The 26,155-nt window shown below is 35.3% G+C and carries 26 protein-coding genes; 4 read left to right on the top strand and 22 right to left on the bottom strand.

The window, feature by feature from the left end:
* Positions 1-6 precede the first annotated feature (6 nt).
* From rlmD to ABEG11_RS04570, 3 genes are all read right to left on the bottom strand, one after another.
* On the bottom strand, positions 7-1,419 hold the full coding sequence (gene rlmD, locus ABEG11_RS04580) for a 23S rRNA (uracil(1939)-C(5))-methyltransferase RlmD (RefSeq protein ID WP_348823020.1): 1,413 nt from the start codon (positions 1,417-1,419) through the stop codon (positions 7-9).
* Positions 1,420-1,552: 133 nt separating this feature from the next.
* On the bottom strand, positions 1,553-2,017 hold the full coding sequence (locus ABEG11_RS04575) for a hypothetical protein (RefSeq protein ID WP_348823019.1): 465 nt from the start codon (positions 2,015-2,017) through the stop codon (positions 1,553-1,555).
* A 247-nt stretch (positions 2,018-2,264) separates the two neighbouring features.
* Positions 2,265-2,672 carry a hypothetical protein gene (locus ABEG11_RS04570; RefSeq protein ID WP_348823018.1) on the bottom strand — a complete coding sequence of 136 codons (408 nt, stop codon included), beginning with the start codon at positions 2,670-2,672 and terminating at the stop codon, positions 2,265-2,267.
* A 197-nt stretch (positions 2,673-2,869) separates the two neighbouring features.
* On the opposite strand from ABEG11_RS04570, the gene ABEG11_RS04565 reads away from it, so the two are divergent.
* A complete protein-coding gene (locus ABEG11_RS04565; RefSeq protein WP_348823017.1) occupies positions 2,870-3,280 on the top strand; it encodes an OsmC family peroxiredoxin in 411 nt (136 codons plus the stop codon).
* Between the two features lie 82 nt (positions 3,281-3,362).
* Here the strand turns inward: ABEG11_RS04565 and ABEG11_RS04560 are convergent, their stop codons facing one another.
* The 11 genes from ABEG11_RS04560 to ABEG11_RS04510 all read right to left on the bottom strand — a co-directional run bounded on the left by ABEG11_RS04560 (position 3,363) and on the right by ABEG11_RS04510 (position 13,037).
* A complete protein-coding gene (locus ABEG11_RS04560; RefSeq protein ID WP_348823016.1) occupies positions 3,363-3,806 on the bottom strand; it encodes a hypothetical protein in 444 nt (147 codons plus the stop codon).
* Positions 3,807-3,927: 121 nt separating this feature from the next.
* Complete coding sequence (locus tag ABEG11_RS04555) at positions 3,928-5,946, bottom strand: M13 family metallopeptidase (protein ID WP_348823015.1); 2,019 nt, start codon at positions 5,944-5,946, stop codon at positions 3,928-3,930.
* A gap of 290 nt (positions 5,947-6,236) precedes the next feature.
* On the bottom strand, positions 6,237-6,614 hold the full coding sequence (locus tag ABEG11_RS04550) for a DoxX family protein (RefSeq protein ID WP_348823014.1): 378 nt from the start codon (positions 6,612-6,614) through the stop codon (positions 6,237-6,239).
* A gap of 5 nt (positions 6,615-6,619) precedes the next feature.
* Positions 6,620-7,084: an SRPBCC family protein gene (locus ABEG11_RS04545; protein WP_348823013.1), complete on the bottom strand. Its 465-nt coding sequence runs from the start codon at positions 7,082-7,084 to the stop codon at positions 6,620-6,622.
* A 6-nt stretch (positions 7,085-7,090) separates the two neighbouring features.
* Positions 7,091-7,414 (bottom strand): ArsR/SmtB family transcription factor, encoded by a 324-nt coding sequence (locus ABEG11_RS04540; RefSeq protein ID WP_348823012.1) that lies wholly within the window; start codon positions 7,412-7,414, stop codon positions 7,091-7,093.
* 167 nt (positions 7,415-7,581) lie between these two features.
* Positions 7,582-8,136: a hypothetical protein gene (locus ABEG11_RS04535; RefSeq protein WP_348823011.1), complete on the bottom strand. Its 555-nt coding sequence runs from the start codon at positions 8,134-8,136 to the stop codon at positions 7,582-7,584.
* Positions 8,137-8,151: 15 nt separating this feature from the next.
* Positions 8,152-9,138: an aldo/keto reductase gene (locus ABEG11_RS04530; protein ID WP_348823010.1), complete on the bottom strand. Its 987-nt coding sequence runs from the start codon at positions 9,136-9,138 to the stop codon at positions 8,152-8,154.
* A gap of 117 nt (positions 9,139-9,255) precedes the next feature.
* The gene (gene cysM / locus ABEG11_RS04525) at positions 9,256-10,143 is read right to left on the bottom strand and encodes a cysteine synthase CysM (RefSeq protein ID WP_348823009.1); all 888 of its coding nucleotides are present in this window, start codon (positions 10,141-10,143) and stop codon (positions 9,256-9,258) included.
* Between the two features lies 1 nt (position 10,144).
* Positions 10,145-10,936: a serine O-acetyltransferase EpsC gene (gene epsC, locus ABEG11_RS04520; RefSeq protein WP_348823008.1), complete on the bottom strand. Its 792-nt coding sequence runs from the start codon at positions 10,934-10,936 to the stop codon at positions 10,145-10,147.
* A gap of 141 nt (positions 10,937-11,077) precedes the next feature.
* Positions 11,078-11,731, bottom strand: a complete 654-nt coding sequence (locus ABEG11_RS04515; RefSeq protein ID WP_348823007.1) for an SGNH/GDSL hydrolase family protein — start codon at positions 11,729-11,731, stop codon at positions 11,078-11,080.
* Positions 11,732-11,876: 145 nt separating this feature from the next.
* Positions 11,877-13,037, bottom strand: a complete 1,161-nt coding sequence (locus tag ABEG11_RS04510; protein ID WP_348823006.1) for a histidine decarboxylase — start codon at positions 13,035-13,037, stop codon at positions 11,877-11,879.
* Positions 13,038-13,188: 151 nt separating this feature from the next.
* Here ABEG11_RS04510 and ABEG11_RS04505 point away from each other — a divergent pair, with 151 nt between their 5' ends.
* Positions 13,189-13,641, top strand: coding sequence for an Lrp/AsnC family transcriptional regulator (locus tag ABEG11_RS04505; RefSeq protein WP_348823005.1), 453 nt, complete (start codon positions 13,189-13,191; stop codon positions 13,639-13,641).
* A 54-nt stretch (positions 13,642-13,695) separates the two neighbouring features.
* Here the strand turns inward: ABEG11_RS04505 and cysK are convergent, their stop codons facing one another.
* The 4 genes from cysK to truA all read right to left on the bottom strand — a co-directional run bounded on the left by cysK (position 13,696) and on the right by truA (position 19,055).
* The gene (cysK, locus tag ABEG11_RS04500) at positions 13,696-14,610 is read right to left on the bottom strand and encodes a cysteine synthase A (RefSeq protein WP_348823004.1); all 915 of its coding nucleotides are present in this window, start codon (positions 14,608-14,610) and stop codon (positions 13,696-13,698) included.
* Between the two features lie 201 nt (positions 14,611-14,811).
* Positions 14,812-16,200: a dihydrolipoyl dehydrogenase gene (gene lpdA / locus ABEG11_RS04495; RefSeq protein ID WP_348823003.1), complete on the bottom strand. Its 1,389-nt coding sequence runs from the start codon at positions 16,198-16,200 to the stop codon at positions 14,812-14,814.
* A gap of 240 nt (positions 16,201-16,440) precedes the next feature.
* Positions 16,441-18,210 carry an ABC transporter ATP-binding protein gene (locus tag ABEG11_RS04490; protein ID WP_348823002.1) on the bottom strand — a complete coding sequence of 590 codons (1,770 nt, stop codon included), beginning with the start codon at positions 18,208-18,210 and terminating at the stop codon, positions 16,441-16,443.
* A gap of 47 nt (positions 18,211-18,257) precedes the next feature.
* Positions 18,258-19,055: a tRNA pseudouridine(38-40) synthase TruA gene (gene truA, locus ABEG11_RS04485; RefSeq protein ID WP_348823001.1), complete on the bottom strand. Its 798-nt coding sequence runs from the start codon at positions 19,053-19,055 to the stop codon at positions 18,258-18,260.
* A 235-nt stretch (positions 19,056-19,290) separates the two neighbouring features.
* Here truA and ABEG11_RS04480 point away from each other — a divergent pair, with 235 nt between their 5' ends.
* Entirely contained in the window at positions 19,291-19,788 is a 498-nt protein-coding gene (locus ABEG11_RS04480) for a metallophosphoesterase family protein (RefSeq protein ID WP_348823000.1), read from the top strand.
* Between the two features lie 4 nt (positions 19,789-19,792).
* Here ABEG11_RS04480 and ABEG11_RS04475 read toward each other — a convergent pair whose 3' ends face one another.
* From ABEG11_RS04475 to ABEG11_RS04465, 3 genes are all read right to left on the bottom strand, one after another.
* The gene (locus tag ABEG11_RS04475; RefSeq protein ID WP_348822999.1) at positions 19,793-21,487 is read right to left on the bottom strand and encodes a tetratricopeptide repeat-containing sensor histidine kinase; all 1,695 of its coding nucleotides are present in this window, start codon (positions 21,485-21,487) and stop codon (positions 19,793-19,795) included.
* A 47-nt stretch (positions 21,488-21,534) separates the two neighbouring features.
* A complete protein-coding gene (locus tag ABEG11_RS04470; protein ID WP_348822998.1) occupies positions 21,535-22,197 on the bottom strand; it encodes a response regulator transcription factor in 663 nt (220 codons plus the stop codon).
* A 149-nt stretch (positions 22,198-22,346) separates the two neighbouring features.
* Complete coding sequence (locus ABEG11_RS04465; protein WP_348822997.1) at positions 22,347-22,760, bottom strand: DUF4293 domain-containing protein; 414 nt, start codon at positions 22,758-22,760, stop codon at positions 22,347-22,349.
* A gap of 184 nt (positions 22,761-22,944) precedes the next feature.
* Between ABEG11_RS04465 and rho the strand changes: the two genes are divergently transcribed.
* Positions 22,945-24,783: a transcription termination factor Rho gene (gene rho / locus ABEG11_RS04460; protein ID WP_348822996.1), complete on the top strand. Its 1,839-nt coding sequence runs from the start codon at positions 22,945-22,947 to the stop codon at positions 24,781-24,783.
* 124 nt (positions 24,784-24,907) lie between these two features.
* Here the strand turns inward: rho and ABEG11_RS04455 are convergent, their stop codons facing one another.
* Positions 24,908-26,125: an RsmB/NOP family class I SAM-dependent RNA methyltransferase gene (locus tag ABEG11_RS04455; RefSeq protein WP_348822995.1), complete on the bottom strand. Its 1,218-nt coding sequence runs from the start codon at positions 26,123-26,125 to the stop codon at positions 24,908-24,910.
* Between the last annotated feature and the right edge of the window lie 30 nt (positions 26,126-26,155).

Raw genomic sequence — 26,155 nt, 5'->3', positions numbered from 1 at the left:
TAAGGTTTATCGTCTTTCCAGGAGTACAACATTTTCAACATGATGAGTCTGCGGGAACATATCTACAGGTCTTACTCGGGCCACTTTGTATTTTTCGTCCATCAATGCTAGGTCTCTAGCTTGTGTAGCCGAATTACAGCTTACATAAACTACTCTTTGTGGTGCAATTTTCATGATCTGTTCTACAACATCTTTATGCATTCCGTCGCGTGGAGGGTCGGTGATAATGACATCCGGATGTCCGTGCTGTGCAATAAATGCATCGTTAAAAACCACTTTCATATCACCAACATAAAATTCACAGTTATCAATACTATTGCGTTCAGCATTGGCCTTTGCATCTTTAATGGCATCTGGCACACTTTCAACACCTATTACCTTTTTTGCTTTTCTGGATACAAACTGGGCAATAGTTCCTGTTCCAGTGTATAAATCATAGACTACTTCGTTCCCAGTCAAGCCTGCAAAATCACGAGTTATTTTGTATAGTTCATAAGCCTGATCCGAGTTGGTCTGATAAAAAGATTTAGCATTAATACTAAATTTTAAACCTTCCATTTCTTCAAGAATATAGTCTCTTCCTTTGTATAACTTGATATCAGTATCATACAAAGTATCGTTTGCTTTATTATTAACCACATATTGCAGTGAAGTAATCTGCGGGAATTTTTCGTAAAGATGATCCAGAATCAATTCACGATTTTTTTTGTCATTTTCAAAAAATTGAATCAAAACCATGATTTCTCCAGTCGAAGCTGTTCTCAGCATCAGTGTTCTCAATAAACCTTCGTGAGCTCTTGGATTAAAGAAAGTCAGGCCATTTGCATTTGCAAAAGCACGGACTTCATTTCGGATGGCATTCGATGGATCTTCCTGTAAATGACATTTGTTGATGTCTAGGATTTTGTCCCACATTTTTGGAATGTGGAAACCAAGAGCATTTCTATTTCCTAAATCTTCTTCGCTTCCAATTTCAGCTTCGGTTAACCAGCGGCTGTTCGAAAACGAAAATTCCATTTTATTTCTGTAAAAAAACTTTTTTTCAGAACCTAGAATTGATTCAAATTCAGGAAGTTCAATTTTGCCAATGCGCTGCAGATGATTTTTCACCTCGTTCTGCTTAAAAAACAACTGTTGGCCATAGTTCATATTTTGCCATTTGCATCCGCCACAAACTCCAAAATGTTCACAGATCGGGTCAACACGGTGTTCTGATAATTCATGAAAATGAACCGCTTTACCTTCATAATATGCTTTGCGCTTCTTGAAAGTCTGCACATCAACAACATCTCCAGGAACTACATTTGGGATAAAAACTACTTTGCCATCGGGAGCTTTTGCTACCGAAACGCCTTTTGCACCAGCATCAAGGACTTTAATTTGATGAAAGACAACTTTGTCTGTATTTTTCTTTGCCATAGCGCAAAAGTAAGGCTTTTAGAATTTAATTCTATTTTTTTTTAAAATTTTCGATTTATAGTTTTCAGGATTTAATAAAGAAGATATTAGCAGAAATCAAAAGTCAAACCATAACAACGAACTTTAAAAACCGTTATTGATATTCGTCTTTCCAGTCCTTGGTGGTAATTGCCGAAATTTTATTTTCCAGGTTCATCGTTACACGTAGTTCCTTATTAGCTTTGGCATAATCAAACAGCGCCTTGAACCTGTAAATATTGGTATTGTCTGTCTTGTTTGGAACCATTTCTATAAATTCCAGGTCTTTAAAATGACCATATTTCAGGCTGTATTTGGCGCCAATTTCCTTGACTTTTTTTACGGTAGAATTTGCAATGACTTTATCTGTAGCTTCGCTTTTGGCAAAAGGAGTAAATTTTGATGTATTGCAAGTCATCATAAGCCTTTTTCCTAACTCATAAGCCTTATTTTTTTGAACTTCATTGCTGGCATTCATTTCGGATGCAGCAACACTCTTCCCAATTATTTTTCCATTTACATTTTTAGTTTTACAGCCAAAAACAAGTAACATACAGCTTATTACGATCAGTTTTTTCATAGATAATAAATTAGTTGTTTGTATAAAGTAACGAAATTTTTAACTGTAAAGTATCAAAAATAATTATTGTCAGAGCCTAATCCCGCTTTTCGTTGCAAATCCTCGTTCTGGAAGTTATAACACTAAGCCCGGAAAGGAGCTTCCTTTGGTCGCTCTTTCGGGGCAAGTGTTGTAAAACTTCCAGAACTCCGGGTTTTTCACTGCACACGAGCGAAGCGAACTGACGAAGTAATCGGGGGCAGAAAAACTAATATTGTGAAGGATTGGTATAAACTAATATTGGTTTCCCAGCCGCACAATCAACTCCAGATGGCTGTTGTGCTGCTTCGCATGTAGACATGATTTTCCACTTTTCATTATACGCAGCTTGTTTATTGGTATAGTCTTCCACTTTTTTTAAAAATCCTGCAGTATTAATTTTTAATGAGTACGGAATAAATCCAGTTGGGCCTCCACAAGCTTTTGAGCCAATAGCAGTAAATGACCATTCGGAGGCATTTGTGCATGGAGTACTGTTGGCCATCGAAGCATCAATAATTTCATTATACATATTGGTTAAATTTTGCATTTCTTCTTCTTTAGTAGACGAATCATCATTATTACAGCCAATTAGAGCCATACATAAGGCAATAAATAAAAAGTTTAAATTTTTCATAATAGTTTGTTTTTATAACTAGACGTTTATTTAAATGGAAGGTTGCTTGCATTCTAAAAAAAAGCCTTAATTTTTTTATGAAACGTGCATTTGTTATATTCAATTCTCTATTAAATTTTAGTTAAATAACTTATTTTCAAAAAAATATGATTGTTTTAAGTCTTAAATTTGAGAGAACTAATGAAAAATAATCAATTATGAAAAGAAATGCAACGGCAGTCTGGAACGGTTCCCTTAAAGAGGGATCTGGTAAATTAACAACTCAAAGTACAACCTTAAATAACACGCAATATTCCTTTAAATCCCGATTTGAAGAAGGTGTAGGAACAAATCCCGAAGAACTCGCAGCAGCGGCACATGCAGGTTGTTTTACTATGCAATTGACTGCTTTCATTGGCGAAACAAACGCAGTTATTGAAAGCATTGAAACCAAATGTGATATTAGCTTGCAAGAAGGAACGATTAATAGCTCTCATTTGACTGTAACCGCAAAAATACAAGGAATATCAAATGAAACATTTCAGGAATTAGTTACTAAGGCCGAGAAAAATTGTCCGATTTCAAAGTTATTCAATACCGAAATTTCTACAACGGCAGCTTTGGTTTAAAATTTTATTTAATCGCAAAATGTACAAAGCTGGATGCTCATTGCATAACCAAGTACATTTTGCGATTAAATTTTTAAAACAATCAAGTTTTCCTCTTTATCAACTCATAGTTTATAATTGATAAAAAGTAAAAAAAACTATCTGCGATAATTTTACCTAAAATGATTCCGAAAAAATAACTGCCAGCCACTATCGGCATCCAATACATGCAGAATGGGCGAATAAAAAAGAAATCCAAAACTGCAGGATAGCCGAACTCCAAAAATAAATTTCTAATCAGAATCAATATTTCCCTGAAAGTTACCTTTTGGCCTGCAGCTTTGTTTTCGGCTGTTTTGGTTTTATGCAATCTGTAAATCATCACACTATAAAACGCAAAATATTCGGCAAACGTTATTAGGTATGCAGTTGTCAATCCATTAAATATCCTGCTAAATTGTGATGCGATTAATGCAGTACTCGTAGCTGCCAATTCTGAATATTTATACCGGTCGAGCCACTCCTTAAAATTAGATTTGCTAAGCATTTTTTTATAGTAGATTCATAAGATTGAATTCAAAAATAATAAACGAATTGATTAATTTTTTCATTTATATAAAAAAACCGCCCCAGATCATGAGGCGGTTGAGAATATTTGATTTGATATTTTACCAGATTTTCACTCTTTTTTCTGGAGCCAGATATAATTTATCAGTTGGCTTAATATTAAAAGCTTCGTAGAATTCAGGGACATTACGGACCACACCATTTACTCTGAATTTTGCAGGCGAGTGAGGATCGGTTGCAATTTGGCTGCGTAATGCTTTTTCTCTGCTTTTTTCAGCCCAAACCTGTCCCCAGCCAAGGAATACGCGCTGAATTCCTGTGTAGCCGTCTAGAACTGGAGCTTCTTTTCCGTTTAAAGACATTTTGTATGCCTTGATGGCAATGCTTAATCCTCCAAGATCTCCAATGTTTTCGCCAAGAGTATAGGTGCCATTGATGTTCAAATCGGGAAATGCCTTGAATTCATTGTATTGTCCCACTAAAGCATTTGTTTTTGCTTTGAATGCTTTTAAATCTGCTGGAGACCACCAGTTTTTCATTACGCCATCACCATCAAAAGTGCTTCCCTGGTCATCAAAACCATGCCCGATTTCATGTCCGATAACTGCGCCAATGCCACCATAATTTACGGCATCGTCTGCATTCATATCAAAAAATGGAGATTGAAGTATAGCTGCAGGAAATACAATTTCGTTTAGTGTTGGATTGTAATATGCATTCACAGTTTGCGGTGTCATATCCCATTCAGTCCTGTCTACTGGTTTTCCTAATTTGTCCAGATTTCGCTGATATTCAAAAGCAGTTGCTCTTTCAATATTGCCATATAAATCACTTTTGTCGATGGTTACTTTAGAATAATCTTTCCATGTATCTGGATATCCTATTTTAATCATGAATTTATCCACCTTTTTAAGTGCTTCTTTTTTAGTAGCATCGGTCATCCAATCCAGTTTCTTAATGCTTTCGGCATAGGCTTTCAATAGATTTTTTACCAGATCAGTCATTTTTTCTTTGGCTTCTGGAGAAAAGTGTTTTTTAACATATACCTTACCTACAATTTCACCCAAATTGTTGTTTACTGTTTTTACAGCACGCTTCCAGTCTTCTTCTTGTTTTTCAGTACCATATAAAGTTTTGCTGAAAAAATCGAAGTTCTGATTATCTAATTTTGTTGTTAAACTCGTTGAAGCATTGTCTATAACACCCCATTTTAAGAATGTTTTCCAAGTATCGATTGGAGTAGATTTAATTATATCGTTTAAGCTTTTCGTATATTCTATTTGTGCTATTACAATTTTTTTCTCTTTGTCAAAACCAGATTCTTTCAGCATTGCAGACCAGTCAAAATCTGGCATTAAAGTTTTTAGATCCGCTACAGTATAGGGATTGTACAATTTCTGAATATCACGAGTATCTTCTTTCTTCATTTGCTTAGTTGCCAAGGCAGTTTCAAGTGCCATAATAGTTTTGGCTTTTTCAGCTGGATTTTCTATACCTGCTAACTTTAACATAGCTTCAAGATGAACAATATATTTGGTTCGTATGTCCTGCATTTTGGCATCTTTTGCAAGATAATAATCCCTGTCCGGCAGTCCTAAACCGTCTTGCCAAGTGATAGCAGTATATTTTGCAGGATCTTTAAAATCATTTAAAACGGAAATTTCGAAAGGCGAATTAAGCCCTAGGCGATTTGCACGGCCAAAATACGTCGCTAAATCAGTATAGCTTTTAATAGCATCTATTTTAGCAAATTCAGGCTGTATTGGCGAGATTCCTTTGCTGTCTCTTGTTTTTCTGTCGATGAATGAAGCATAGAAATCACCAATTTTTTGTTCGTCACTGCCTTTTGCATTGTTTGCTTTTGCCGCTTCTTCAATAATAGCTTTTACGTCTTTTTTTGATTTGTCGTCGAGCATATAAAAAGCACCATATGAAGCTTTATCTGCGGGTATCTGTGTTACTTTTTCCCAGTTTCCGTTTACAAATCTGTTAAAATCGTCACCTGGCTTAACCAAGGTATCCATGTTTTTTTTAACAATACCCGAGGTGAGTTCTTCTTTTTTTTGACAAGATGATGCCACTAGCAAAATGCTTATACAAGCGATTGTATAATTCCTCATTTAATTTTAGTTTAATAATTAGTTGATATATAATTCGTGAGTCAGTATTTGCATTTATAAATCAGATGTGATATAATGATCTGAATCTGTTTTTATTTAAAAATATAACATTTGCGTCAAATATAGTGAAAAACATTTGCAGTAAAATAATTTAAGTACTCTAAATCTTATAAATTATTGTTTTTGAAAAAGCTCGTGAATTCAGAATGCTGCATATAGAGAGGTATTTAAAAAAAATATAGGCTCATCCAAAAAGGATAAACCTATATAAATACGTTATTGTTTTGCTATTAATTTGGAGAAATTATTCTTCTTGATGCCGGTCTCAAATACCAGGAAGCTATTGCTAAACCTGCAATTATTAATGGCACAATGATGTGAAATGCAGAATCGTTAACTGCTATATGAGAAATTGATGCACCTGTCATTGCAAAAAATATCCCCGCATAAGCCCATTCTTTTAGCAGTGGAAATTTTGGAATTAGTATGGCTATGATTGCCAAAGTTTTCCAAAACCCAATTATTGATATAAAATATAAAGGATAGCCAAGCGGTGCAAATCCGGCTACAACTTCTTTAACCTGAAATAATTGTCCTATTCCTCCAAGCATACAGAAACAAAGCAATCCTGTAATAATCCAATACGTTATCAGTTTTCTTTTTTCCATGATAGTTATTTTAATTTAGTTACTATTTCTTCTAATTTATCGTGAGCCATATTTAAGCCATAAGCAAAAGGCATTTTTAGCTGCTGTTCTCTATGTGCCGACGATTTGTAAATGATATGAATTTTTATTTTGCTGGTATTCTCCGTAATTTTTTCAAATTCTAAAAATTCAAGCTGGACACCGATTGGCATGTTTTCCATTTCAAATGTCCGTGTAATCTTTTGATCAGGAACAAATTCATGAATGGTACCGTTTGCTTTAAACATGACTGCACCATTGTGTGAAGTTTCAAATTGATAGCTTCCGTGGTTTTTATTGTCTAATTTCAGCACTTTTGTGCCCATCCATTGTTCTACTAGCTCTGCTTCGGTGTAGGCTTTGAAAAGCAATTCCAATGGTATATCGAATTCCCTTGTTATCACCAGATCCTGTCTGCCGTCTTCGGCATTGATTTTTGTTTTCTGTTCCATTTTGAATTATTCTTTAGGTTTATAATTTTTCATTACAGTTTCTAATTTATTAAATCGTTCTTCCCACATTTGTCTGAAGGGTTCGATAAAGTCTGCTACTTCTTTCATTTTTTGAGCATTAAAATGATAGGATATCTCCCTGCCGTTTTGCTCCTGTCTTAGCAGTTCGCATTCGGTTAAGATCTGCAGGTGTTTGGAAACCGTAGGTCTTGCGGTGTCAAAGTTGGATGCTATGGCACCTGCTGTCATGGATTGTGCAGCGACCAGCAGTAATATGGATCTGCGTGTTGGATCTGCTAAAGCTTGAAATACATCTCTTCTTAAAATCATTGTGTAGTTATTTGACTTCAAATATAAGTGTAGTTATTTAACTACGCAAATTTTTATGATTATTTTTTTGCATGATATTGAAAATCAATAAGTTTTTTGGGCTGTAAAAAACAAAAACACCTTTAATCCGAATAGTTAAAGATGTTTTACAATGGTAATTTAGAATTTTAAATCTTATTGGCAGACAGCTTTTTTTGGGCTAGTACCAATAAGACAATAATTAGAATGATAAAGTAAATGGAGGTCAAAATACTTTTTAAGATTGTAAAGAAACTTGTAATCTGAACCTGCGTTTCGCTGATTGCTGGGTAATCTTTCAGCATATTTATAATTCCAATATTTTCGGCATAATCAAAAATTGCCGAAAATATTGGAATCAAGGATAAATAGAATAAAGAGCTTTCCAGCTTTCCTAATTTGTTAAAAAAATAACAGAGAACCAAGCAGGAGCTGATGCCAAAAAGACCGGGATAAATCAAATCCAGCGGAAGCTGATGGTATAAATATGCATTTCTGCCAGAAGTCCCTAATGCTTTAAAAAGGATATTGACATATTCTGTATCATATCCGGCAGGCATCATATCTAATATTTTTATATTCCCTGAATAATGCATTATTTCGGGTATGGTAACGATGAGCATTACAGAATATACAATGTTGCAAAGCACAAACAGCAGCAATACTGTTTTACCATTTATGTATTTTCTAATGTAGTTTCTCATGCTTTATTAATATAATTACCAAAGCTGATGCACCTGCGGTTTGATGTACTGCTCATAAATGGCGTTCATCGCACTGATTTTTTCAGGAGTAAGTTCGGGCATGTCATATACAGAAAGATTGGATAAAACGTGGCTTTCCTTTGATGCGCCCGGAATAATACAGCTGATTTCGTTAAAGCTCAAAATCCATTGCAGGGCAATAGGAGCGAGGTTTTCAGTTTCTGGAAATAAAGCTTTTAGGGCATCAACAGCTTTTAAGCCTAATTCATAATCAATGCCCGAAAAAGTTTCACCTTTGTCAAAAGCAGCTCCATCACGGTTAAAATTGCGGTGATCCTGTGCGTCAAAAGTAGTTTTGGCATCAAATTTACCCGTTAATAATCCGCTGGCAAGCGGTACTCTGGCAATAATTCCGATGTCTTTTCTTTTGGCTTCTTTAAAAAACAATTCGGAAGGGCGCTGACGGAAAAGATTGAAGATAATCTGAACAGTAGTTACGTTAGAAAATTCGATAGCTTTTAAGGCTTCTTCAACTTTTTCTACACTGACACCCAAATTCAAAATTTTTCCTTGTTCTTTCAGACGGTCAAACATTTCGAAGATTTCAGGACGGTAAAACACCTGTGTCGGCGGACAGTGCAGCTGAATAAGATCGATTGTTTCCAGCTTCATTCTTTTCAGGCTGTCTTCTACATATTGCTGCAGTACTTTTGGCTGATAGCCTTCATTTACATGCGGATTGATATGACGGCCACATTTTGTAGCTACATAAATACGCTCCGAGCGGGATCGAATAACACGACCAACAGCAGTTTCGCTCAATCCATTTTCATAAACATCGGCAGTGTCAATAAAATTAACGCCTTTGTCAATTGCGGTATTAATTAATTCATCGGCGGTTTTGTCATTAAAAGGCGAACCCCATTTTCCGCCCACCTGCCAAGTGCCAAGTGCTATTTCTGAAATATTAAAATTGGTTTTTCCTAGTTTGCGATAGTTCATTTTTTTTCTTTAAAGTTACTAAGTTGCTGAGTTTTTTTTGAGTTGATAAGATGCTGAGATACTAAGTCGCTAAGATTTTAAACTTAGAATTTTAGCAACTCAGAGACTTAGTCACTTTTACTCGAATAAATCCGAAGATAAATAACGGTCGCCGCGATCACAGATAATGGCTACCACAACTCCAGATTCCAGCTGATTGGCAATTTTTACGGCAACAGCAACAGAACCTCCGCTGCTCATACCAGCAAAAACACCTTCTTCCTTTGCTAATCTTTTGGTCATTATACGGGCTTCTTCTTCACTGATATCAACGGTGATATCCACTTTTGAGGCATCATAAATTTTTGGCAGATATTCCTGTGGCCACTTTCTAATACCTGGAATCTGTGATCCATCGCTGGGCTGTGCACCAATAATCTGGATATTTGGGTTTTTCTCTTTCAGATAAGTTGAGGTTCCTATAATTGTTCCGGTAGTTCCCATCGCTGACACAAAGTGCGTTATAGTTCCATCAGTATCATTCCATATTTCGGGACCTGTAGTTTTGTAATGGGCTTTCCAGTTATCTTCATTGGCAAACTGATTCAGCATGACATAACCGCCTTCGGCTACTTTTTTGTCGGCATAATCTCTGGAACCAATTATTCCTTCACTGGCCGGAGTCTGAATAACTGTTGCGCCATAAGCCTGCATGGTTTGTGTGCGTTCGATAGTAGAATCTTCCGGCAGTACCAGTTCGATTTCGATATTGAATAATTGGGCTATCATGGCTAGAGCAATTCCGGTGTTGCCGCTTGTAGCTTCAATCAACTTATCTCCTTTTTTAATATCTCCTCTTTCGATGGCAGATGCAATCATGTTATAGGCAGCACGGTCTTTTACGCTTCCGCCAGGATTGTCTCCTTCGAGTTTTAATAACAGTTTTACGTTTTTGTTTGTTACCAGATTGACGGTTTCCACCAATGGAGTATTCCCGATTAATTCTGTTAATTTATAAGTATTCATTTTACTTTTTTTCTTTTATTTTGACTTCGGTTGTGGTGGTGTTCAATACAATTGAATCTGGAGGGATTGATTTGGTTACCCATGAATTTCCGCCAACGATACTGTTTTTGCCTATAACGGTATTGCCTCCCAAAATAGTTGCATTGGCATAAATGCATACATTTTTTTCTACAGTGGGATGTCTTTTGGAATTTTTCATGTCTTTGCTCACACTTAATGCTCCCAAAGTTACTCCTTGGTATATTTTTACATTCTTTTCGATAACGGCAGTTTCCCCAATTACGATTCCTGTGGCGTGATCGATAAAGAAAGGAGATGCAATCGTGGCACCCGCATGAATATCTGTTCCAGTAATGCGGTGTGCATATTCGCTCATCAATCTTGAAAAAAGCATCAAGTCAAGTAAATACAATTCATGGCTCAATCTATAAATGGCAATGGCGTAAAATCCGGGATAGGCAAGGTAAATCTCTTCAATTCCATTGGAGGCAGGATCATTTTCTAAGATGTAAGAAGCATCTTTATTCAGATTTTCGAGCACAGATGGAAGTTTATGTAAAAAATTATCCCAGGCACTTTCACAGGAAGCCTGAGCTTTTTTGCAGGCCAACGAAGCAATTTCCTTAAATTGTTTTTCTAATTCATCAATGCTCTCATTTAATGGTGCATTTGAATCAAATAAAGTGTAAAATAATTTTTCGGTAAAGGCTTCAGTTTTAGTCTTTATGCTATAATTTATAGTAAAATCACTTTTTAAAGCACTAATATTTTGAACAATCAGATCCTTGGTCATGATTATGAAATTGTATTGTTATTTTTGAAGAGGTAAAAGTAAGGTGTTTTTTAGAAAAAATAACAACGATTGGTCAAAGAATTAGCTGGAGCAAAATGGTTTTGCGAGATATAACATAATCGTTACTTTTTGGGAATTATATCACATTGAAATGAAGGGTTCTAGTATCGATTTCATTTTGTAATATCCTTCTTTGTTTGGATGAACACCATCCTCAGAATAAATTGATTTCAGACCTTTTTGGCTGTTTACCATAGCCGAATAATAATCTACATATATAATATTGTTTATTGCAGTATATTGCTTAATCATAGAGTTTAGTGCCGCAATTTTTTCTGCAGGCTGTTTTTCTTTTCGCCAAGGGTAATCCAAAGCAGGCAGGAGGGAGCATAAAACTGGTTTTATAGAATTTGCTTTGGCTAATTCACACATCGATATAAGGTTTCCTAAAATAATTTCGAGAGTTGTCGGGCCAGTATTTCCTGCAATATCATTGGTGCCAGCCAAAATAATGACTTTTTCAGGCTTCAGTTCGATTACATCGGGTCTAAAACGCAACAGCATTTGTGAGGTTGTCTGACCATTTATGCCTCGATTGATATAATTTGTGTTGATAAAGAATTCTGGATCATGTATTTTCCATCCAGCTGTAATGGAATCACCAAAAAATACTATTCTTTTTTCTTCGATGGGCAAAGCTATAATCTGAGCATTTTCATCTTTGAATCTGTTTAAATACCCCCAATCTGGATTTTTGATTTTTTTCTCCATTATAATCTTGAAAGCAGAAAGCATTTGTTTTGTTTTTTTCCAAAGTTAAAAACTAATCTTTAAAAATAAATACCACAGATTAAAATGATTTCGAGGTTTTAATAGATGAAAATCATTTTAACCTGAAGCAATTTTTAATATTATGAATTTTTAAATTCGGAACTTGTACTTAGAAGCCAAATTCTATTAATTCCTCAGGATTTTCAATGCAGTTTTCAATGTCATTGATGAATAAATCAATTTGTTCCTTGGTCACATTGGGCATACAGATGATGTGTGAAATGTCACCTTCGGCAGCCAACTGCCATTTGGATTTAATTTCCTCGGTCGTTTTTGGAAAAACTACTGTGATGGAATTCGGGTTTCTCCAGGCTGGAATGCCTATGCTTTTTAATTTCTGCTCACAATATTCAGCTGTTTCTAGGCTGTGCAGATAGCGTTTTTTTAAACCATCAACTCCCAATTTTTTTAAAGTGTACCATAAAAACAAAGGACAATGACCGTTTCTTGAACCTGTAATAGTTGTGTCCAAAGAACCGATGTATGAAATTCCTTTTGAGATTCGGTCACGGTTAGAACGCTTTGTAATAATTACACCGGTTGGAATAGGAGAGCCAATGAATTTGTGTCCGCTGATGGAAATACTGTCGGCTCCATCGGTAAAATCAAACGGTAATCGAGGCTCCATAAATGCGCCGTAACTGCCCGATAAGGCCGCATCGCAGTGAATATAGCTGTCCTGTATGGCCAGTCCTTTTAGTATATTCCTGATTTTTGAAACGTCATCTTTGGCTTCTTTCATCGTTGTTCCAAAAGTTGTAAGTACGATGGCTGGCTTGTGACGGTTCATTTTTACGGTATTTTCAAAATCGGTATAATCAATTTCGCCGTTTTCCTGTGAACGGATAACGATGCTCGGGATATTGAGAAGATGGATGTTTTTGCGGACACTGTAATGCGTCGATTCGGAGTAGTAAACCATCGCTTTTGGATACAATTCACGGGCGAGATATAATCCGTACAAGTTGCTTTCGGAACCGCCGTTGGTCACATAACCCCAATAATCTTTTGGGTTGGCTCGGAATAATTTGGCAAAAAATCCAACGACTTCTCTTTCGAGTTCGTGGGTCTGCACTTTGTAGGTGCAGTCTTCAAATGGATCGCCGAGATTATTAATTGGATATTTTAAAAAATGACTGATTTCCGAATAGTCAAAATCTTTGGAAACCGGATAGCCAAGGAAATTATCGCGGGCATTTTCGATGTATTGTGTTAGTTCGGACAAACGCTGATTGTCCTGCTCGGAAAGTGATTCTGAAATAGATGCCATGATATTTTTTTTCTGTAAATATAGTTTTAAAGGCTTAATATTCTTTATTTGTTATATAATTCAAAATATAATTCTAATTTTGGATATTAATTCCGTTTTTTAATATTGAAATCAATTTTTATTTTTTCTAAAACAATATAATTATTCTGTGATGGATGCGATAGACAAAAAAATATTGATGCTTTTGCAAAAAGATGCCAAGCAAAACACGAAAGAAATAGCCGAAAAAGTTGGATTATCTGTTTCTCCAACTTTTGAAAGAATCAAAAAATTGGAACAGAAACAGTATATCAAGAATTATGTGGCTTTGCTGGATGCAGAGAAAATTGGGAAATCAATCAGTGTATACTGTCAGGTGACTCTGGCGGTGCATTCGAGAGAGCTGATTGATGATTTTAAGCAGCATATTCTTGTCTTTCCTGAAGTTTCGGGATGCTTTCACGTATCAGGAAATTATGATTTTTTACTGAAAGTTGCGGTAAATGATATGAATGAATACCAGAAATTTGTGATTGATAAGCTGTCGGTAATCAAAGGAATTTCGAATGTGCAGAGTTCTTTTGTAATGGAAGAGATTAAAAATGATTTTGCCTTTAATTTATAGCATAAAAAAACCGATCTGCTTTCACAAATCGGTTTTTAGTAAATGATTGTTTTTTTATTCGAATAATCCTTCGATGCTTAAATAACGTTCTCCTGTGTCATAGCAGAATGTTAGTACTTTTGATCCTGCGGGGATTTCTTTGAGTTTTTTAGCAACAGCTGCCAAAGAAGCTCCAGATGAAACTCCAAGGAGGATTCCTTCTTCTTTTGCAGCTCTCTGTGCATATTCATACGCTTCATCTTTGCTTACCTGTATGGCTCCGTCAAGGATTTCTGTATGTAAATTGGTTGGAATAAAGCCTGCTCCAATACCTTGAATAGGATGGGGCGAAGGTGCTCCGCCACTAATAACAGGTGATAATTCTGGCTCTACAGCAAACACTTTCAGATTTGGAAATTGCTGTTTCAGCACTTCAGCGCAGCCTGTAATATGTCCTCCGGTTCCTACACCAGTGATTAGATAATCCAATCCATTTGGAAAAGCTTTGATGATTTCCTGGGCTGTGGTGGTTTTGTGAATATCGATGTTTGCTTGATTGTCAAATTGTAGAGGAGACCAGGAATTTGGAATTTCAGCTAGTAATTCCTGCGCTTTTTCAAGAGATCCCTTCATTCCTTTTTCACGGGGAGTAAGTACAAATTCGGCTCCATAAATACTCATTAATCGGCGTCTTTCTACTGACATGGAATCTGGCATTACAAGGATTAATTTATATCCTTTTACGGCAGCAACCATTGCAAGTCCAATACCTGTATTTCCCGATGTTGCCTCAATAATAGTGCTGCCTTTTTGGATTAATCCTTTTTCTTCAGCGTCTTCTATCATAGAAAGGGCAATTCTGTCCTTGATGCTGGCTCCTGGGTTTGTTTTTTCCAGTTTTATCCAAACATTGGCGTCTGAACCATATAGTTTGTTGATTTTTACATGTGGCGTGTTGCCAATGGTTTCTAATATGTTATTGTGTGTCATTTTAGTTATAGATTTTATTATCGTAAATATAAGATAGAAAATGCTATTTTCAAAGTGTTATGTGTTTTAAATTCTACAAAAATTGTAGAGATATAATTTGAGATCTAAAATGAAGTTCAAAATGAATCAAAAAAAAAATCCGCTCTGCTTTCACAAAACGGATTCCTATATAAATCTAAATTTTTATTTTAAATCTGAATATTACAAGTGAATTACTTCACCATAAGCATCAGCAACCGCTTCCATAACAGCTTCGCTCATTGTTGGGTGAGGGTGGATGGCTTTAAGTATTTCGTGTCCTGTAGTTTCTAGTTTACGAGCAACAACTGCTTCGGCAATCATATCGGTAACACCAGCACCAATCATGTGGCATCCTAACCATTCGCCATATTTTGCATCAAAAATTACTTTTACAAAACCATCAGGAGTTCCGGCAGCTTTCGCTTTTCCAGAAGCAGAGAATGGGAATTTACCAATTTTCAATTCGTATCCTTTTTCTTTTGCTTGTTTTTCAGTCAATCCAACAGAAGCGATTTCTGGAGTTGCATAAGTACATCCAGGAACGTTTCCGTAATCGATTGGTTCAACGTGCATACCTGCAATTTTTTCAACACAGTTGATACCTTCAGCAGAAGCTACGTGAGCCAATGCTTGTCCAGGAGTTACGTCACCAATTGCATAGTAACCTGGGATGTTAGTTGCGTTGTAAGCATTTACCAAGATTTTATCTCTGTCAACAGCAATACCTACTTCTTCCAATCCGATGTTTTCGATATTAGTTTTGATTCCAACAGCTGACAATAAAATATCAGCTTCAAGAATTTCTTCGCCTTTTGCAGTTTTAACGAAAGCTTTAACTCCAGCTCCAGAAGTGTCAATACGCTCTACTGAAGAGTTTGTCATAATTTTGATACCCGCTTTTTTCAAAGAACGCTCAAATTGTTTTGAGATATCTTCGTCTTCAACAGGAACTACATTTGGCATAAATTCAACGATGGTTACATCAGTTCCCATTGAGTTGTAGAAATGTGCAAATTCAACTCCAATTGCTCCAGAACCTACAACAATCATAGATTTTGGCTGTGTTGGTAAAGTCATCGCCTGACGGTATCCAATTACTTTTACACCATCTTGTGGCAAGTTTGGCAATTCACGAGAACGAGCTCCAGTAGCGATGATAATATGGTCAGCACTGTATTCAGTAACTTTTCCGTCTTTATCAGTAACGTCAAGTTTTTTGCCTGGTTTTAATTTTCCAAAACCATCAATAACGTCAATTTTATTTTTTTTCATCAGGAATTGAACACCTTTGCTCATTCCTTCTGCAACACTGCGGCTGCGTTGTACAACAGCCGAAAAATCTTTATCAAATTCATTTACAGTTAGTCCGTAATCTGAAGCGTGTTTCAAATAATCAAAAACCTGAGCCGATTTCAGTAACGCTTTCGTTGGAATACAACCCCAATTTAAACAGATACCGCCAAGGTTTTCTTTTTCGACTACAGCAACTTTAAATCCTAATTGAGAGGCTCTAATTGCTGTAACATATCCTCCAGGGCCACTTCCTAAAACTATAATATCGTATTTCATTTTAAATTTTTTTTATTTGTTTTTAATGATAAAATGAAGTCGCTAACGCTCGTGTCATTTCTTTGAATTTTTATTTAAATTACTGTAAAAATGAATTTGTAAAACTCATTGCTGTTTTTAGTTATTAATGTAATAAATTGAGATTGCGAATTTAAGGATTTATTTAATTATTGTGAAATTAGAGTAGCAAAGTTTTTCTACATTTTGTTATAAAAAAGTGTTCGGAAAATTACACTCAGCTTATAAAGTGCTGTCAAAATTCGAAGTGTTAAACTGAGAATCATACAAGTTTTTGTAATAGCCGCTTTCCTGATTTATTAATTCCTGATGTGTTCCCTGTTCTACAATCAGGCCTTTGTCCATTACCACAATTTTGTCGGCATTGACAATAGTTGCCAAACGATGTGCAATTACAATCGAAGTCCTGCCTTTAGTAATCGTTTCAGTCGCGCGCTGAATTAATTCCTCCGAATAGGTATCAATAGACGAAGTCGCCTCATCCAGAATAAGAATACTCGGATTGCTGACATAAGCTCTCAAAAACGCGATAAGCTGTCTTTGTCCCGACGAAAGCATTACGCCTCGTTCTTTTACATCAAAATCATAATTGTCCGGCAGGCTCATAATGAAATCATGAACCCCTATTTTTTTGGCAGCATCCAATACCTGATCTCTTGTAATTTCAGGGCTGTTGAGCGTTATATTATTGTAAATGGTATCTGCAAAAAGAAATACATCCTGCAAAACCACAGCAATCTGTTTACGCAGTGAACTCAAAGTATAATTCTCAATATTGTGATTGTCTATAAAGATGGAGCCACTGTTAATTTCATAAAAACGGTTCAGTAAATTAATGATAGTTGATTTCCCGGCTCCGGTAGAACCAACAATAGCAATGGTCTGGCTTGCTTTTACATCAAGGCTGATTCCTTTTATTACCTCTTCGTTTGGAATATAGCCAAAATGAATATTCTCAAAACGGATGTCGCCGTCAAATAAAGGTGCTTCGATTGTTCCGGTGTCCTGAATTTGGTCTTGGGTGTCCAAGATGTCAAAAACACGGTTGGCCGCAATCATTCCCAGTTGCATCTCGTTGAATTTATCCGCAATCTGGCGCAACGGATTGAACAACATTCCGATGAACATTGTGTATGAAAATAAATCTCCAAATGTAGTTGAACTGTCTCCGTCCAAAATATGAAAACCTCCATAGAGAACAATAAAACCAAGTGTTAATGATGAAATAATATCAGCAATAGGGAAGAAAATCGAGTTGTATAAAATGGTTTTTATCCATGCTTTATTGTGCTTGTCGTTAATTACCTTGAATTTTTCGGCTTCAATATCTTCACGGTGAAACAGCTGCACAATTTTCATACCCGTAACTCTTTCCTGTACAAAAGAGTTCATGTTGGCAATTTGTGTACGCACTTCCTCGAAGGCAATCTGCATCTTTTTCTGAAAAATGCTAGTGATGTAAACTAAGATAGGCATGGCAATAATCACAATCCAAGTCAGTTTCCAGTTCATGTAAAACATAAATATAAGAACCACGAGCATTTTCATCATGTCGCTGATAATCATAAATAATCCTTGGCTGAAAATGCGGGCAATCGCTTCAATGTCCGATACAGATCGGGTTACGAGCTGTCCCACAGGAACTAGATCAAAATATTTCATTCGGAAACTCAGGATATGTTTGAATAGTTTTATTCTAATATCTTTTACAATATCCTGTCCCAGCCAGTTCGCCCAATACACAAAGAAAAATTGTGAAAATACTTCCAGCAAAAGTACAATCCCCATCAAAGTAATGTAAATCAATAAACCGGTCTGGTCTTTTGGCTGAATATAGCTGTCAACAGTCTGTTTCAATAAATAGGGTCGTACAGCAGCAAATACAGATAAGAAAACAGCAAATGCTACTACGCCGTTGAAACGCCATTGGTAGGGCTTGGTGTAAGTTAAAATTCTCTTGAATAATCGGGTATCAAATGCTTTTGCTTTCAAAATTGACTTTATAAGTTAATTGTTTGTTGTTTATGGTTTTTTGGGTATTATCTAATTGTCAAATTATCTAATTTTCTAATTTTTTCAAAATCGTATTTAATTTTAGTCAGATATAAACCATGTGCAGGAACTGAAAAGCCTGCTTTCTCTCTGCTTTTGCTTTTTATGATCTGTTCAAAATCATCCAAAGTAATTTTATGTAAACCAATATTAATTAGTGTTCCTACTATAGAACGGACCATATTTCTTAAAAAACGATTGGCCGAAATGGTAAAAATCAACCTGCCATTGTTTTCTTTAGCTCCGCTCTGTTCGGTTTCGCCTCGAGTCCAGAATGCCTCGAATATTTCGCAGTCAAAAGTATTAACGTCGGTATTGACTTTGGAAAAACATTGAAAATCGGTATGTTTCAGTAATATTTTTGCAGCTTTATTCATTAAATCCAAATCCAGTTTTTGATGAAAATACCAGCTTTGTTCATGAAGGAATGCGTCTTTAAAAGTATTTATGTGATACTCGTATGTTCTTTTGGTGGCATCAAAACGGGTGTGTGCTTCATCAGCAACTGGGAAAATATCATATATTACAATATCTTTTGGAAGAAAAGAATTGAGTTTGTGAATAGTGATCGGAATGTCAAAAGATTTTTCCAAATCAAAATGGGCGTACATTTCTCTGGCATGAACTCCCGTGTCTGTTCTGCCTGCCCCCATGAGATTAATTGGAGAGCTAAGAATAATCGAAAATGCTTTGTTCATAGTTTCCTGAACAGAGGGAGCGTTTGGCTGGATTTGCCAACCGTTATAATGGGTTCCGTTGTATGCTAGTTTTATAAAATACCTCAAAGTAAGTGTTCAGTATTCAGTGTTCAGTATTCAGCTTGTAATGCTGAAAAGTGTGCAATGAAAGAATTAATATTGGCAAATTTACAAAGAATGTATCTTCAATGGTAGTTTTTTATTTAAAAGCAGAATGTCTATTTTTGCTTGAATCTCCTAGCCCCGATAGCAGCGACATCCTTTTTCTTTTTTCTTTAAAAAGGAAAAGATATAGCGGATAGCGGGAAATAGCTCCAAAAAAATGAAAAAAATTCTTCTCCTTTCAGATACACACAGTCATATAGATGATACGATTTTGAAATATGCAAATCAGGCCGATGAGGTTTGGCATGCCGGCGATATTGGAGATTTATCTGTTACTGATACTATAAAAAAACTGAAGCCTCTGCGCTGTGTGTATGGTAATATTGATGATGCTCAGGCACGTTTGGAGTTTCCGCTCCATAACCGTTTTTTTTGTGAAGGCGTTGATGTCTGGATTACCCATATTGGCGGTTATCCGGGGAAATACAATCCCGCTTTGAAAGATGAGATGGCATCAAATCCTCCAAAATTATTCATTTGCGGGCATTCGCATATTTTAAAAGTAATATTTGATAAAAAAAATAATCTGCTGCACATGAATCCTGGTGCTGCAGGAAAAAGTGGTTTTCATCAGGTAAGGACGATGCTTCGTTTTGTGATTGACGGCGAGGCCATTAAAGATCTGGAAATTGTAGAAATAGGGAAGAAAGCATAATTTATTAATCTTCAATAGGAACTTTCAAATAAATGGCTGTGCCTTTATTGGGAGCAGAATTAATAACAAATTCGCCTTTCATATTGTTGATTCGGGCTCTGATCTGGTTTATTCCAAATCCTTCATAAGTTTCAAACTGATTGTTTTTAAAGCCCGTTCCATCATCTGTAACATGTATAATCAGGCATGATTCAGTTTCTTCAACGTTAATAGAAGCATGCGTTGCATTACTATGTTTTACGATGTTGTTGATTAACTCGGCAATTATAAAATATAATTTCATTTCGAAATCTTCATTGTATCTTTTTTTGATCTTAATCAAAGAGTTAAACGCAATCTTAATTCGGGAATTGGATGTTTTTTCACATAGATCCTCCAGAGCATACAATAGCCCAAAGCGTACTAAGAGTGCTGGCATCAGCTCATGAGATAAGTTTCGGATCTGTTTGTGTGCTTCCTCAAGTATTTCTTTGGTTTTGCTTATTTCCTCGGGCTGTTTTTTTTGCAGGGAAGTAAAAACATTCAGGTGCAGACCAGCAGACGAAAGTAATGCGCTTATATTGTCATGCAAAAACGTTGAGATTTTTTTTCGTTCCAATTCCTGTCCGTCAATAGAGGCGTTGATGATTCTTTCCTGAATTCTGCTTTGAATATCTATCAGCTTATTTTTTTGTTTTAAATGTATGTTTTGGAAAAAATAATAGAAAGATATAATAGTGCAGATTAGGATAAGAAGAACTATAATTACTATTTTTTTATTTTTGGATTGCTCTTCAATCAATATATCCTGCTTGTTTTTATAAGAAGTTTCAATTTTATCTATTTCTCTTTTATAATGATCAATTTCCAGATTGATGCCTACAATATTGGCCTTGGTTAATTTTTCTTCAATATGCAGCTCTTCAGTTATCTTATTGAAAAGACATAGATTTTCATAGGCTTTTTGGGGCTGAAGATTTTTGTTTAAAAATTTAGAGTATTCTAAATGAGCAAATGATAAATCCGATTTTTCATTTCCAGCATTGCCTAATTCAATTGCTTTTTGGAAATAAAAATCAGCTTTTTCATTTTCGTTAATTTCATTAAAATACATGCCATTCAGCATATTTAGTGCTACAATCGAAGATTCGCTTCCAAATATAGGCTGATATTTATTGATATACTCCAAATAAGGGAGTCCTTCCTGAAATTGTCCAATGTCAAAATAAGCCCAGGTTATATTGAGTTTTGTGAAAAAAATCTGTTTTTTGTCCAGTATCTTTTGACTTTGCTGTAATGACTTTTGATAATAGTAAATTCCTTTATCATATTGCTTTTTGTCAAAACAATAGATATTTCCCAGATTGTTATAAAATTGATTTTTTAAGGCATAGTTATTGGTCTTATTAACATAGTAAAGCCCTAAATTGTAATAATGCAAAGCTTTCAGCGGTTCTGTCAGCTCGTCAAAGTTGGAAGCAATTATGAGATAAGAGTTAGCAATTAAATCGTTGTTTTTAATTTTTATGGATTGCTCTAATGCTACTCTCGATTTTAATAGTGATTGTTCGTAAAAGCCATTAATTCTGTTAGATTTGGCATCTTTCAGTAAATTAGTTATTTCGATATAGGTAAGGGCTTTATTTTGAGCAAGTGAGGTTTGGCTAAAAAGGATTAGAAATAAGAAAGATATTAATACCCGAAACCTGATTTGAAACATATTTTTATTGGATCGATAAATATAATGAGTTGTAGTTTTTTTTTGAATTATGATATAATCAAATGGTTATTCATGGCATATTTTACTATGCCAATGGTGTTTTTGGCTTTTAGTTTTTTCATGATATTTTTTCGATGCGTTTCTACAGTATTAGTACTTATAAAAAGCTGTTCGCTTATTTCTTTCCCGCTATACTCAAGTGCAATCAAAATAATAATTTCAATTTCACGTTCGGTCAATAATGGGTTTACATTTGGCTTATACGTATTGAGTTTTGGATTGTTTTTTGTGGCATGGCTGAATATTTTTTCTCTGATTGTTTCGCAAAAATATTCTTCGCCATTAGCAACTGCCTGTACTGCTTCAATAATACTGTCGCCAGCACATTGTTTTGTTAAATAGCCAGTTACTCCTAAATCCATGATTTCTTTAATTAATTTTAAATCATCATAGCTGGAAAGTATGATTACTCTGCAAGGAAATCCTTTTTCTGCAAATTCTTTAACAACTTCAATACCATCTTTTTCGGGCATACTAATGTCAAGAACTAGAACATCCGCCTTATTTTTGGTAACATCTTCAAAAACTGTAGTTCCATTAAGTGAAAAACCAACAACTTGAAAATTTGGAACTGTATTGAGTAAGGTTTGGATTCCGTGAATAATTATTTGGTGATCATCGGCAAGATGAATTCTAATATTCTTTGTCATAGGTATTAATAACTGTATTCAAATTTATAAAAAAAACATTTTTAATCATGTTATTTTTTAATATAAATTTAATCAGGATTTTTAATAAAAAAACCCGAACTGTTACATTCGGGATTTCTTCGCACATTAATAAATTAAATTTTATAGGTTTATCTCAATCGATCCACAGATTTTACAAGATCTTCGTCCTTCTTGATCGCCTTGTTAGCTAAAACTAAAAAAACGATAGCCAAGACAGGCAGAAACATCCCAATACCTTTCTCAGAAACAGCAGCTGCTTCTCCAGATAAATTTAGTGAATGATATACAAACAATCCTAACAAAATCAAATTTAATACGATATTCAATCTGTTAGCAACAAATTGAGTTTGTCTTTTTTTAAATGATATAATGCTATATACAGTTATTGCGGTGCTTAAACCAAGCAAAATGGAATAAACCTGGCTTTGCATAGAAAAATAATCTTTCCCATCGCTCAAAGTCCAAAGTGGAAAAACGAATGGCAAAACGCCAACAAGCAAAAAGGCAATAATCAGATATATGGTCTGGATTCGTTGTATCATGTCTTAATATTCTTGTACAAAAATATATTTTCTTTTTAATAAATACTATTGTATGATAAATTTTATTTGTATTATTGCATCACATTACCGTAAGCACTTCATACTGCGGGTTATTTAAAATAAGATACTACCTAAAAAATCTTTTGCATTATTTTCCAAAATTAATTAAACACATAGAACATTCATGTTTGATATTTCTGTATTAAAAGATTTGAAGCTTTCTGAGCTTCAAGAAATAGCTAAAACGGCTAAAACCATTAAATTCAACGGTGTAAAAAAAGATACTTTAATTAGTCTTATTTTGGAGCATCAGGCAAAAAGTATTGAATCTGCCGAGACGACTAAGGATGAACCAGTCGAAAAGCCGAAAAGAGTACGTATTGCTGCAGAAAAAAAGGAAACAATTCAGTCGAATGATGCCCCTGAACTGTTGCAGCATGAAGAAAAAAAGGAAACTCCGAAAATTATAAATTCCTCAGAAAAAAAAGCTAAAATTATTGCCACAGATGTAACTTCTGCCAATGATGACAAAAGCGCTTCCGATAAAGGAACTAAAGTTGTAAAATTCAGTAAATCTGCATATGAAAAAAAGATGGCTTTGCAGAGAGAAAAAGAAGCTTTGAAAGAAGCAAATACAGCTGAAGAAACTGCTCCAGAAAGCATCGCAGAAGAAACTGCTGAGAAAACTGAAAGTACGACGATTACGGATAAAAAAATAAATCCGAACCAATTAAATAAAAAAGGGCAGAATCCAAATAACAAGATTAACCCAAATCAAAATGGTAATTCCAATCCAAATGGAAACCAAAATCAGAATTCCAATCCAAACGGGAATCAAAATCAAAATCCAAACCAGAATCCTAATTTTAAAAACAAAAAAAGCAATTTCAAAGATGCTGATTTTGAATTTGACGGAATCATTGAGAGCGAAGGTGTTCTTGAAATGATGCCTGATGGTTATGGCTTTCTGCGTTCTTCTGATTATAATTATTTAGCTTCACCTGATGATATTTATTTATCGACATCCCAGGTGCGTTTGTTCGGTCTAAAAACAGGTGATACTGTAAAAGGAGTGGTTCGCCCTCCAAAAGAAGGTGAGAAATTTTTTCCTCTTGTGCGTGTTTTGAAAATTAACGGACACGACCCGCAAGTAGTTCGAGATAGAGTCTCTTTTGAGCATTTAACCCCGGTTTTTCCTTCTGAAAAATTTAAATTAGCCGAAAAGCAGAGTACTATTTCGACCCGAATTATCGATTTGTTTTCTCCAATAGGAAAAGGGCAGCGTGGTATGATTGTAGCACAGCCAAAAACAGGTAAAACAATGCTGTTGAAAGAAATTGCCAATGCAATCGCAGCTAATCATCCTGAAATTTACCTGATCGTTTTATTGATAGATGAGCGTCCTGAGGAGGTTACTGATATGCAGCGCAGTGTGCGTGGCGAAGTAATAGCTTCTACTTTTGACAGAGAGCCTCAGGAACACGTGAAAATCGCTAATATAGTTCTTGAAAAAGCAAAACGTTTAGTAGAGTGCGGCCACGATGTTGTAATTCTTTTGGACTCCATAACGCGTTTAGCAAGAGCTTATAATACAGTACAGCCAGCTTCTGGTAAAGTCTTGAGCGGTGGTGTTGATGCCAATGCACTGCAAAAACCAAAACGTTTTTTTGGAGCGGCCCGTAATGTAGAAAATGGTGGGTCTTTAAGTATTATTGCTACTGCTTTGACTGAAACAGGTTCCAAGATGGATGAGGTAATTTTTGAGGAATTCAAAGGAACTGGAAATATGGAATTACAGTTAGACCGTAAGATTGCCAATAAGCGTATATTCCCAGCGATTGATTTGACATCATCAAGTACCAGACGTGATGATTTATTGCTGGATCAGAAAACATTACAGAGAATGTGGATTATGCGAAAAATGCTTTCAGATATGAACCCTGTCGAAGCAATGACACTTATTAATGACCGTTTCAAACAGACTAAAACTAATGATGAGTTTCTGATTTCTATGAATGACTAGTGAGAAAATAGAGAATAGAAGAAAGATAAAAGACAAATTAGCATAAAAAAATCCTCGAAACTATCGAGGATTTTTTGTTATATGAGAGTCTAAATATCTTTATTCTATTCTCTATTTTTTTTTATTAATTTTCTTTACGTTCCAATAAAGCCATATAAAATCCGTCAAAACCAGATTCTGAGGCTAATATTTTTTTGTCTTCTATGAAATTGAATTGTTTTCCTATTTCAGTAGTTAAGAATTTTTGAACCTGTTCCTGATTCTCTGATGGCAAAATAGAGCAGGTGGCATAAACTAGTTTTCCTCCAGGTTTTACAATTTTAGAATAACTTTCTAATACTTCCGATTGAACTTTACGGATGTTATCAATAAATTCAGGCTTTAATTTCCATTTAGAATCTGGGTTTCTTTTAAGGACACCTAAACCGCTGCACGGTGCATCAATTAAAACTCTATCTGCTCTTTCGTGCAGTTTTTTGATTACTTTGGTTGAGTCAATAATGCGATATTCAATATTAAAAGCACCATCTCTTTTAGCTCTAAGCTTTAATTGTTTTAATTTGCTTTCGTACAAATCCATTGCGATTAATTGTCCTTTGTTTTCCATCAAAGAAGCAATATGCAGTGTTTTTCCTCCAGCGCCTGCACATGTATCTACGACACGCATGCCTGGTTTTACGTCTAAGAAGTGAGCAACTAATTGTGAATTGGCATCCTGAACTTCAAAAAAACCTTGCTTAAAAGCATCAGTCAGGAAAACATTGGCTCTTTCTTTTAAAACTAATGCATCAGGCTGATCTTTCAGGAACTCAGTTTCAATGTTTAAATCCATCAAAACTGCTCTTAGGTTTTCTTTGGTTGTTTTAAGAGTGTTTACTCTTAAGATTACTTTTGCAGGCTGGTTTTGTGCAGCAATTTCTGCAGCCCAGATTTTTTCGCCCAGTTCTTTTACGCCTAATTCGTCCATCCAGTCCGGAATAGATTCTTTTAGTGCTCTTATTTTTGAAAGTTCATCAAAGCGGCCTTTTATTTTTCTTTCAGGAGTTCCTTCCAGTTGTCTCCAATCAGGAATCGGATAACCTCTTAAAACTGCCCAGACAGAGAACATTCTCCAAAGATTATCTCTGTCATAAGGTTCTTTTACTTCGGCAATTTCAGCATATAATCTTTTCCAGCGTACGATTTCGTAGATGGTTTCGGCAACAAATTTTCTATCCGAACTTCCCCAGCGTTTGTCTTTTTTCAGGGATCTTGCTACTATTTTATCGGCATATTCTCCTTCGTTGAAAATAGCGTTCAGTGCATCAATAGTAGTATAAACTAAATTTCTGTGTAATCTCATTTTAAATAATTGAATTGCAAAGGTACTATT

This window comes from Flavobacterium aestuarii, assembly GCF_040049115.1.
GTDB classification, from domain to species: domain Bacteria; phylum Bacteroidota; class Bacteroidia; order Flavobacteriales; family Flavobacteriaceae; genus Flavobacterium; species Flavobacterium aestuarii.
The sequence above is the reverse complement of the archived record's forward strand: the minus strand, read 5'-3'. Positions and strand labels throughout refer to the sequence as shown.

Excerpts from the sequence above, each read along its gene's own strand:
- ABEG11_RS04455 (WP_348822995.1), bottom strand. The coding sequence starts at position 26,125 with ATGAGATTACACAGAAATTTAGTTTATACTACTATTGATGCACTGAAC.
- ABEG11_RS04475 (WP_348822999.1), bottom strand. The coding sequence starts at position 21,487 with ATGTTTCAAATCAGGTTTCGGGTATTAATATCTTTCTTATTTCTAATC.
- ABEG11_RS04565 (WP_348823017.1), top strand. The coding sequence starts at position 2,870 with ATGAAAAGAAATGCAACGGCAGTCTGGAACGGTTCCCTTAAAGAGGGA.
- ABEG11_RS04545 (WP_348823013.1), bottom strand. The coding sequence starts at position 7,084 with ATGGAACAGAAAACAAAAATCAATGCCGAAGACGGCAGACAGGATCTG.
- rho (WP_348822996.1), top strand. The coding sequence starts at position 22,945 with ATGTTTGATATTTCTGTATTAAAAGATTTGAAGCTTTCTGAGCTTCAA.
- rlmD (WP_348823020.1), bottom strand. The coding sequence starts at position 1,419 with ATGGCAAAGAAAAATACAGACAAAGTTGTCTTTCATCAAATTAAAGTC.
- ABEG11_RS04510 (WP_348823006.1), bottom strand. The coding sequence starts at position 13,037 with ATGGCATCTATTTCAGAATCACTTTCCGAGCAGGACAATCAGCGTTTG.
- ABEG11_RS04470 (WP_348822998.1), bottom strand. The coding sequence starts at position 22,197 with ATGACAAAGAATATTAGAATTCATCTTGCCGATGATCACCAAATAATT.
- lpdA (WP_348823003.1), bottom strand. The coding sequence starts at position 16,200 with ATGAAATACGATATTATAGTTTTAGGAAGTGGCCCTGGAGGATATGTT.
- ABEG11_RS04515 (WP_348823007.1), bottom strand. The coding sequence starts at position 11,731 with ATGCTTTCTGCTTTCAAGATTATAATGGAGAAAAAAATCAAAAATCCA.
- ABEG11_RS04465 (WP_348822997.1), bottom strand. The coding sequence starts at position 22,760 with ATGATACAACGAATCCAGACCATATATCTGATTATTGCCTTTTTGCTT.
- ABEG11_RS04555 (WP_348823015.1), bottom strand. The coding sequence starts at position 5,946 with ATGAGGAATTATACAATCGCTTGTATAAGCATTTTGCTAGTGGCATCA.
- ABEG11_RS04530 (WP_348823010.1), bottom strand. The coding sequence starts at position 9,138 with ATGAACTATCGCAAACTAGGAAAAACCAATTTTAATATTTCAGAAATA.
- cysK (WP_348823004.1), bottom strand. The coding sequence starts at position 14,610 with ATGACACACAATAACATATTAGAAACCATTGGCAACACGCCACATGTA.
- ABEG11_RS04560 (WP_348823016.1), bottom strand. The coding sequence starts at position 3,806 with ATGCTTAGCAAATCTAATTTTAAGGAGTGGCTCGACCGGTATAAATAT.
- ABEG11_RS04480 (WP_348823000.1), top strand. The coding sequence starts at position 19,291 with ATGAAAAAAATTCTTCTCCTTTCAGATACACACAGTCATATAGATGAT.
- ABEG11_RS04570 (WP_348823018.1), bottom strand. The coding sequence starts at position 2,672 with ATGAAAAATTTAAACTTTTTATTTATTGCCTTATGTATGGCTCTAATT.
- ABEG11_RS04575 (WP_348823019.1), bottom strand. The coding sequence starts at position 2,017 with ATGAAAAAACTGATCGTAATAAGCTGTATGTTACTTGTTTTTGGCTGT.
- ABEG11_RS04540 (WP_348823012.1), bottom strand. The coding sequence starts at position 7,414 with ATGATTTTAAGAAGAGATGTATTTCAAGCTTTAGCAGATCCAACACGC.
- epsC (WP_348823008.1), bottom strand. The coding sequence starts at position 10,936 with ATGACCAAGGATCTGATTGTTCAAAATATTAGTGCTTTAAAAAGTGAT.
- cysM (WP_348823009.1), bottom strand. The coding sequence starts at position 10,143 with ATGAATACTTATAAATTAACAGAATTAATCGGGAATACTCCATTGGTG.
- ABEG11_RS04505 (WP_348823005.1), top strand. The coding sequence starts at position 13,189 with ATGGATGCGATAGACAAAAAAATATTGATGCTTTTGCAAAAAGATGCC.
- ABEG11_RS04535 (WP_348823011.1), bottom strand. The coding sequence starts at position 8,136 with ATGAGAAACTACATTAGAAAATACATAAATGGTAAAACAGTATTGCTG.
- ABEG11_RS04550 (WP_348823014.1), bottom strand. The coding sequence starts at position 6,614 with ATGGAAAAAAGAAAACTGATAACGTATTGGATTATTACAGGATTGCTT.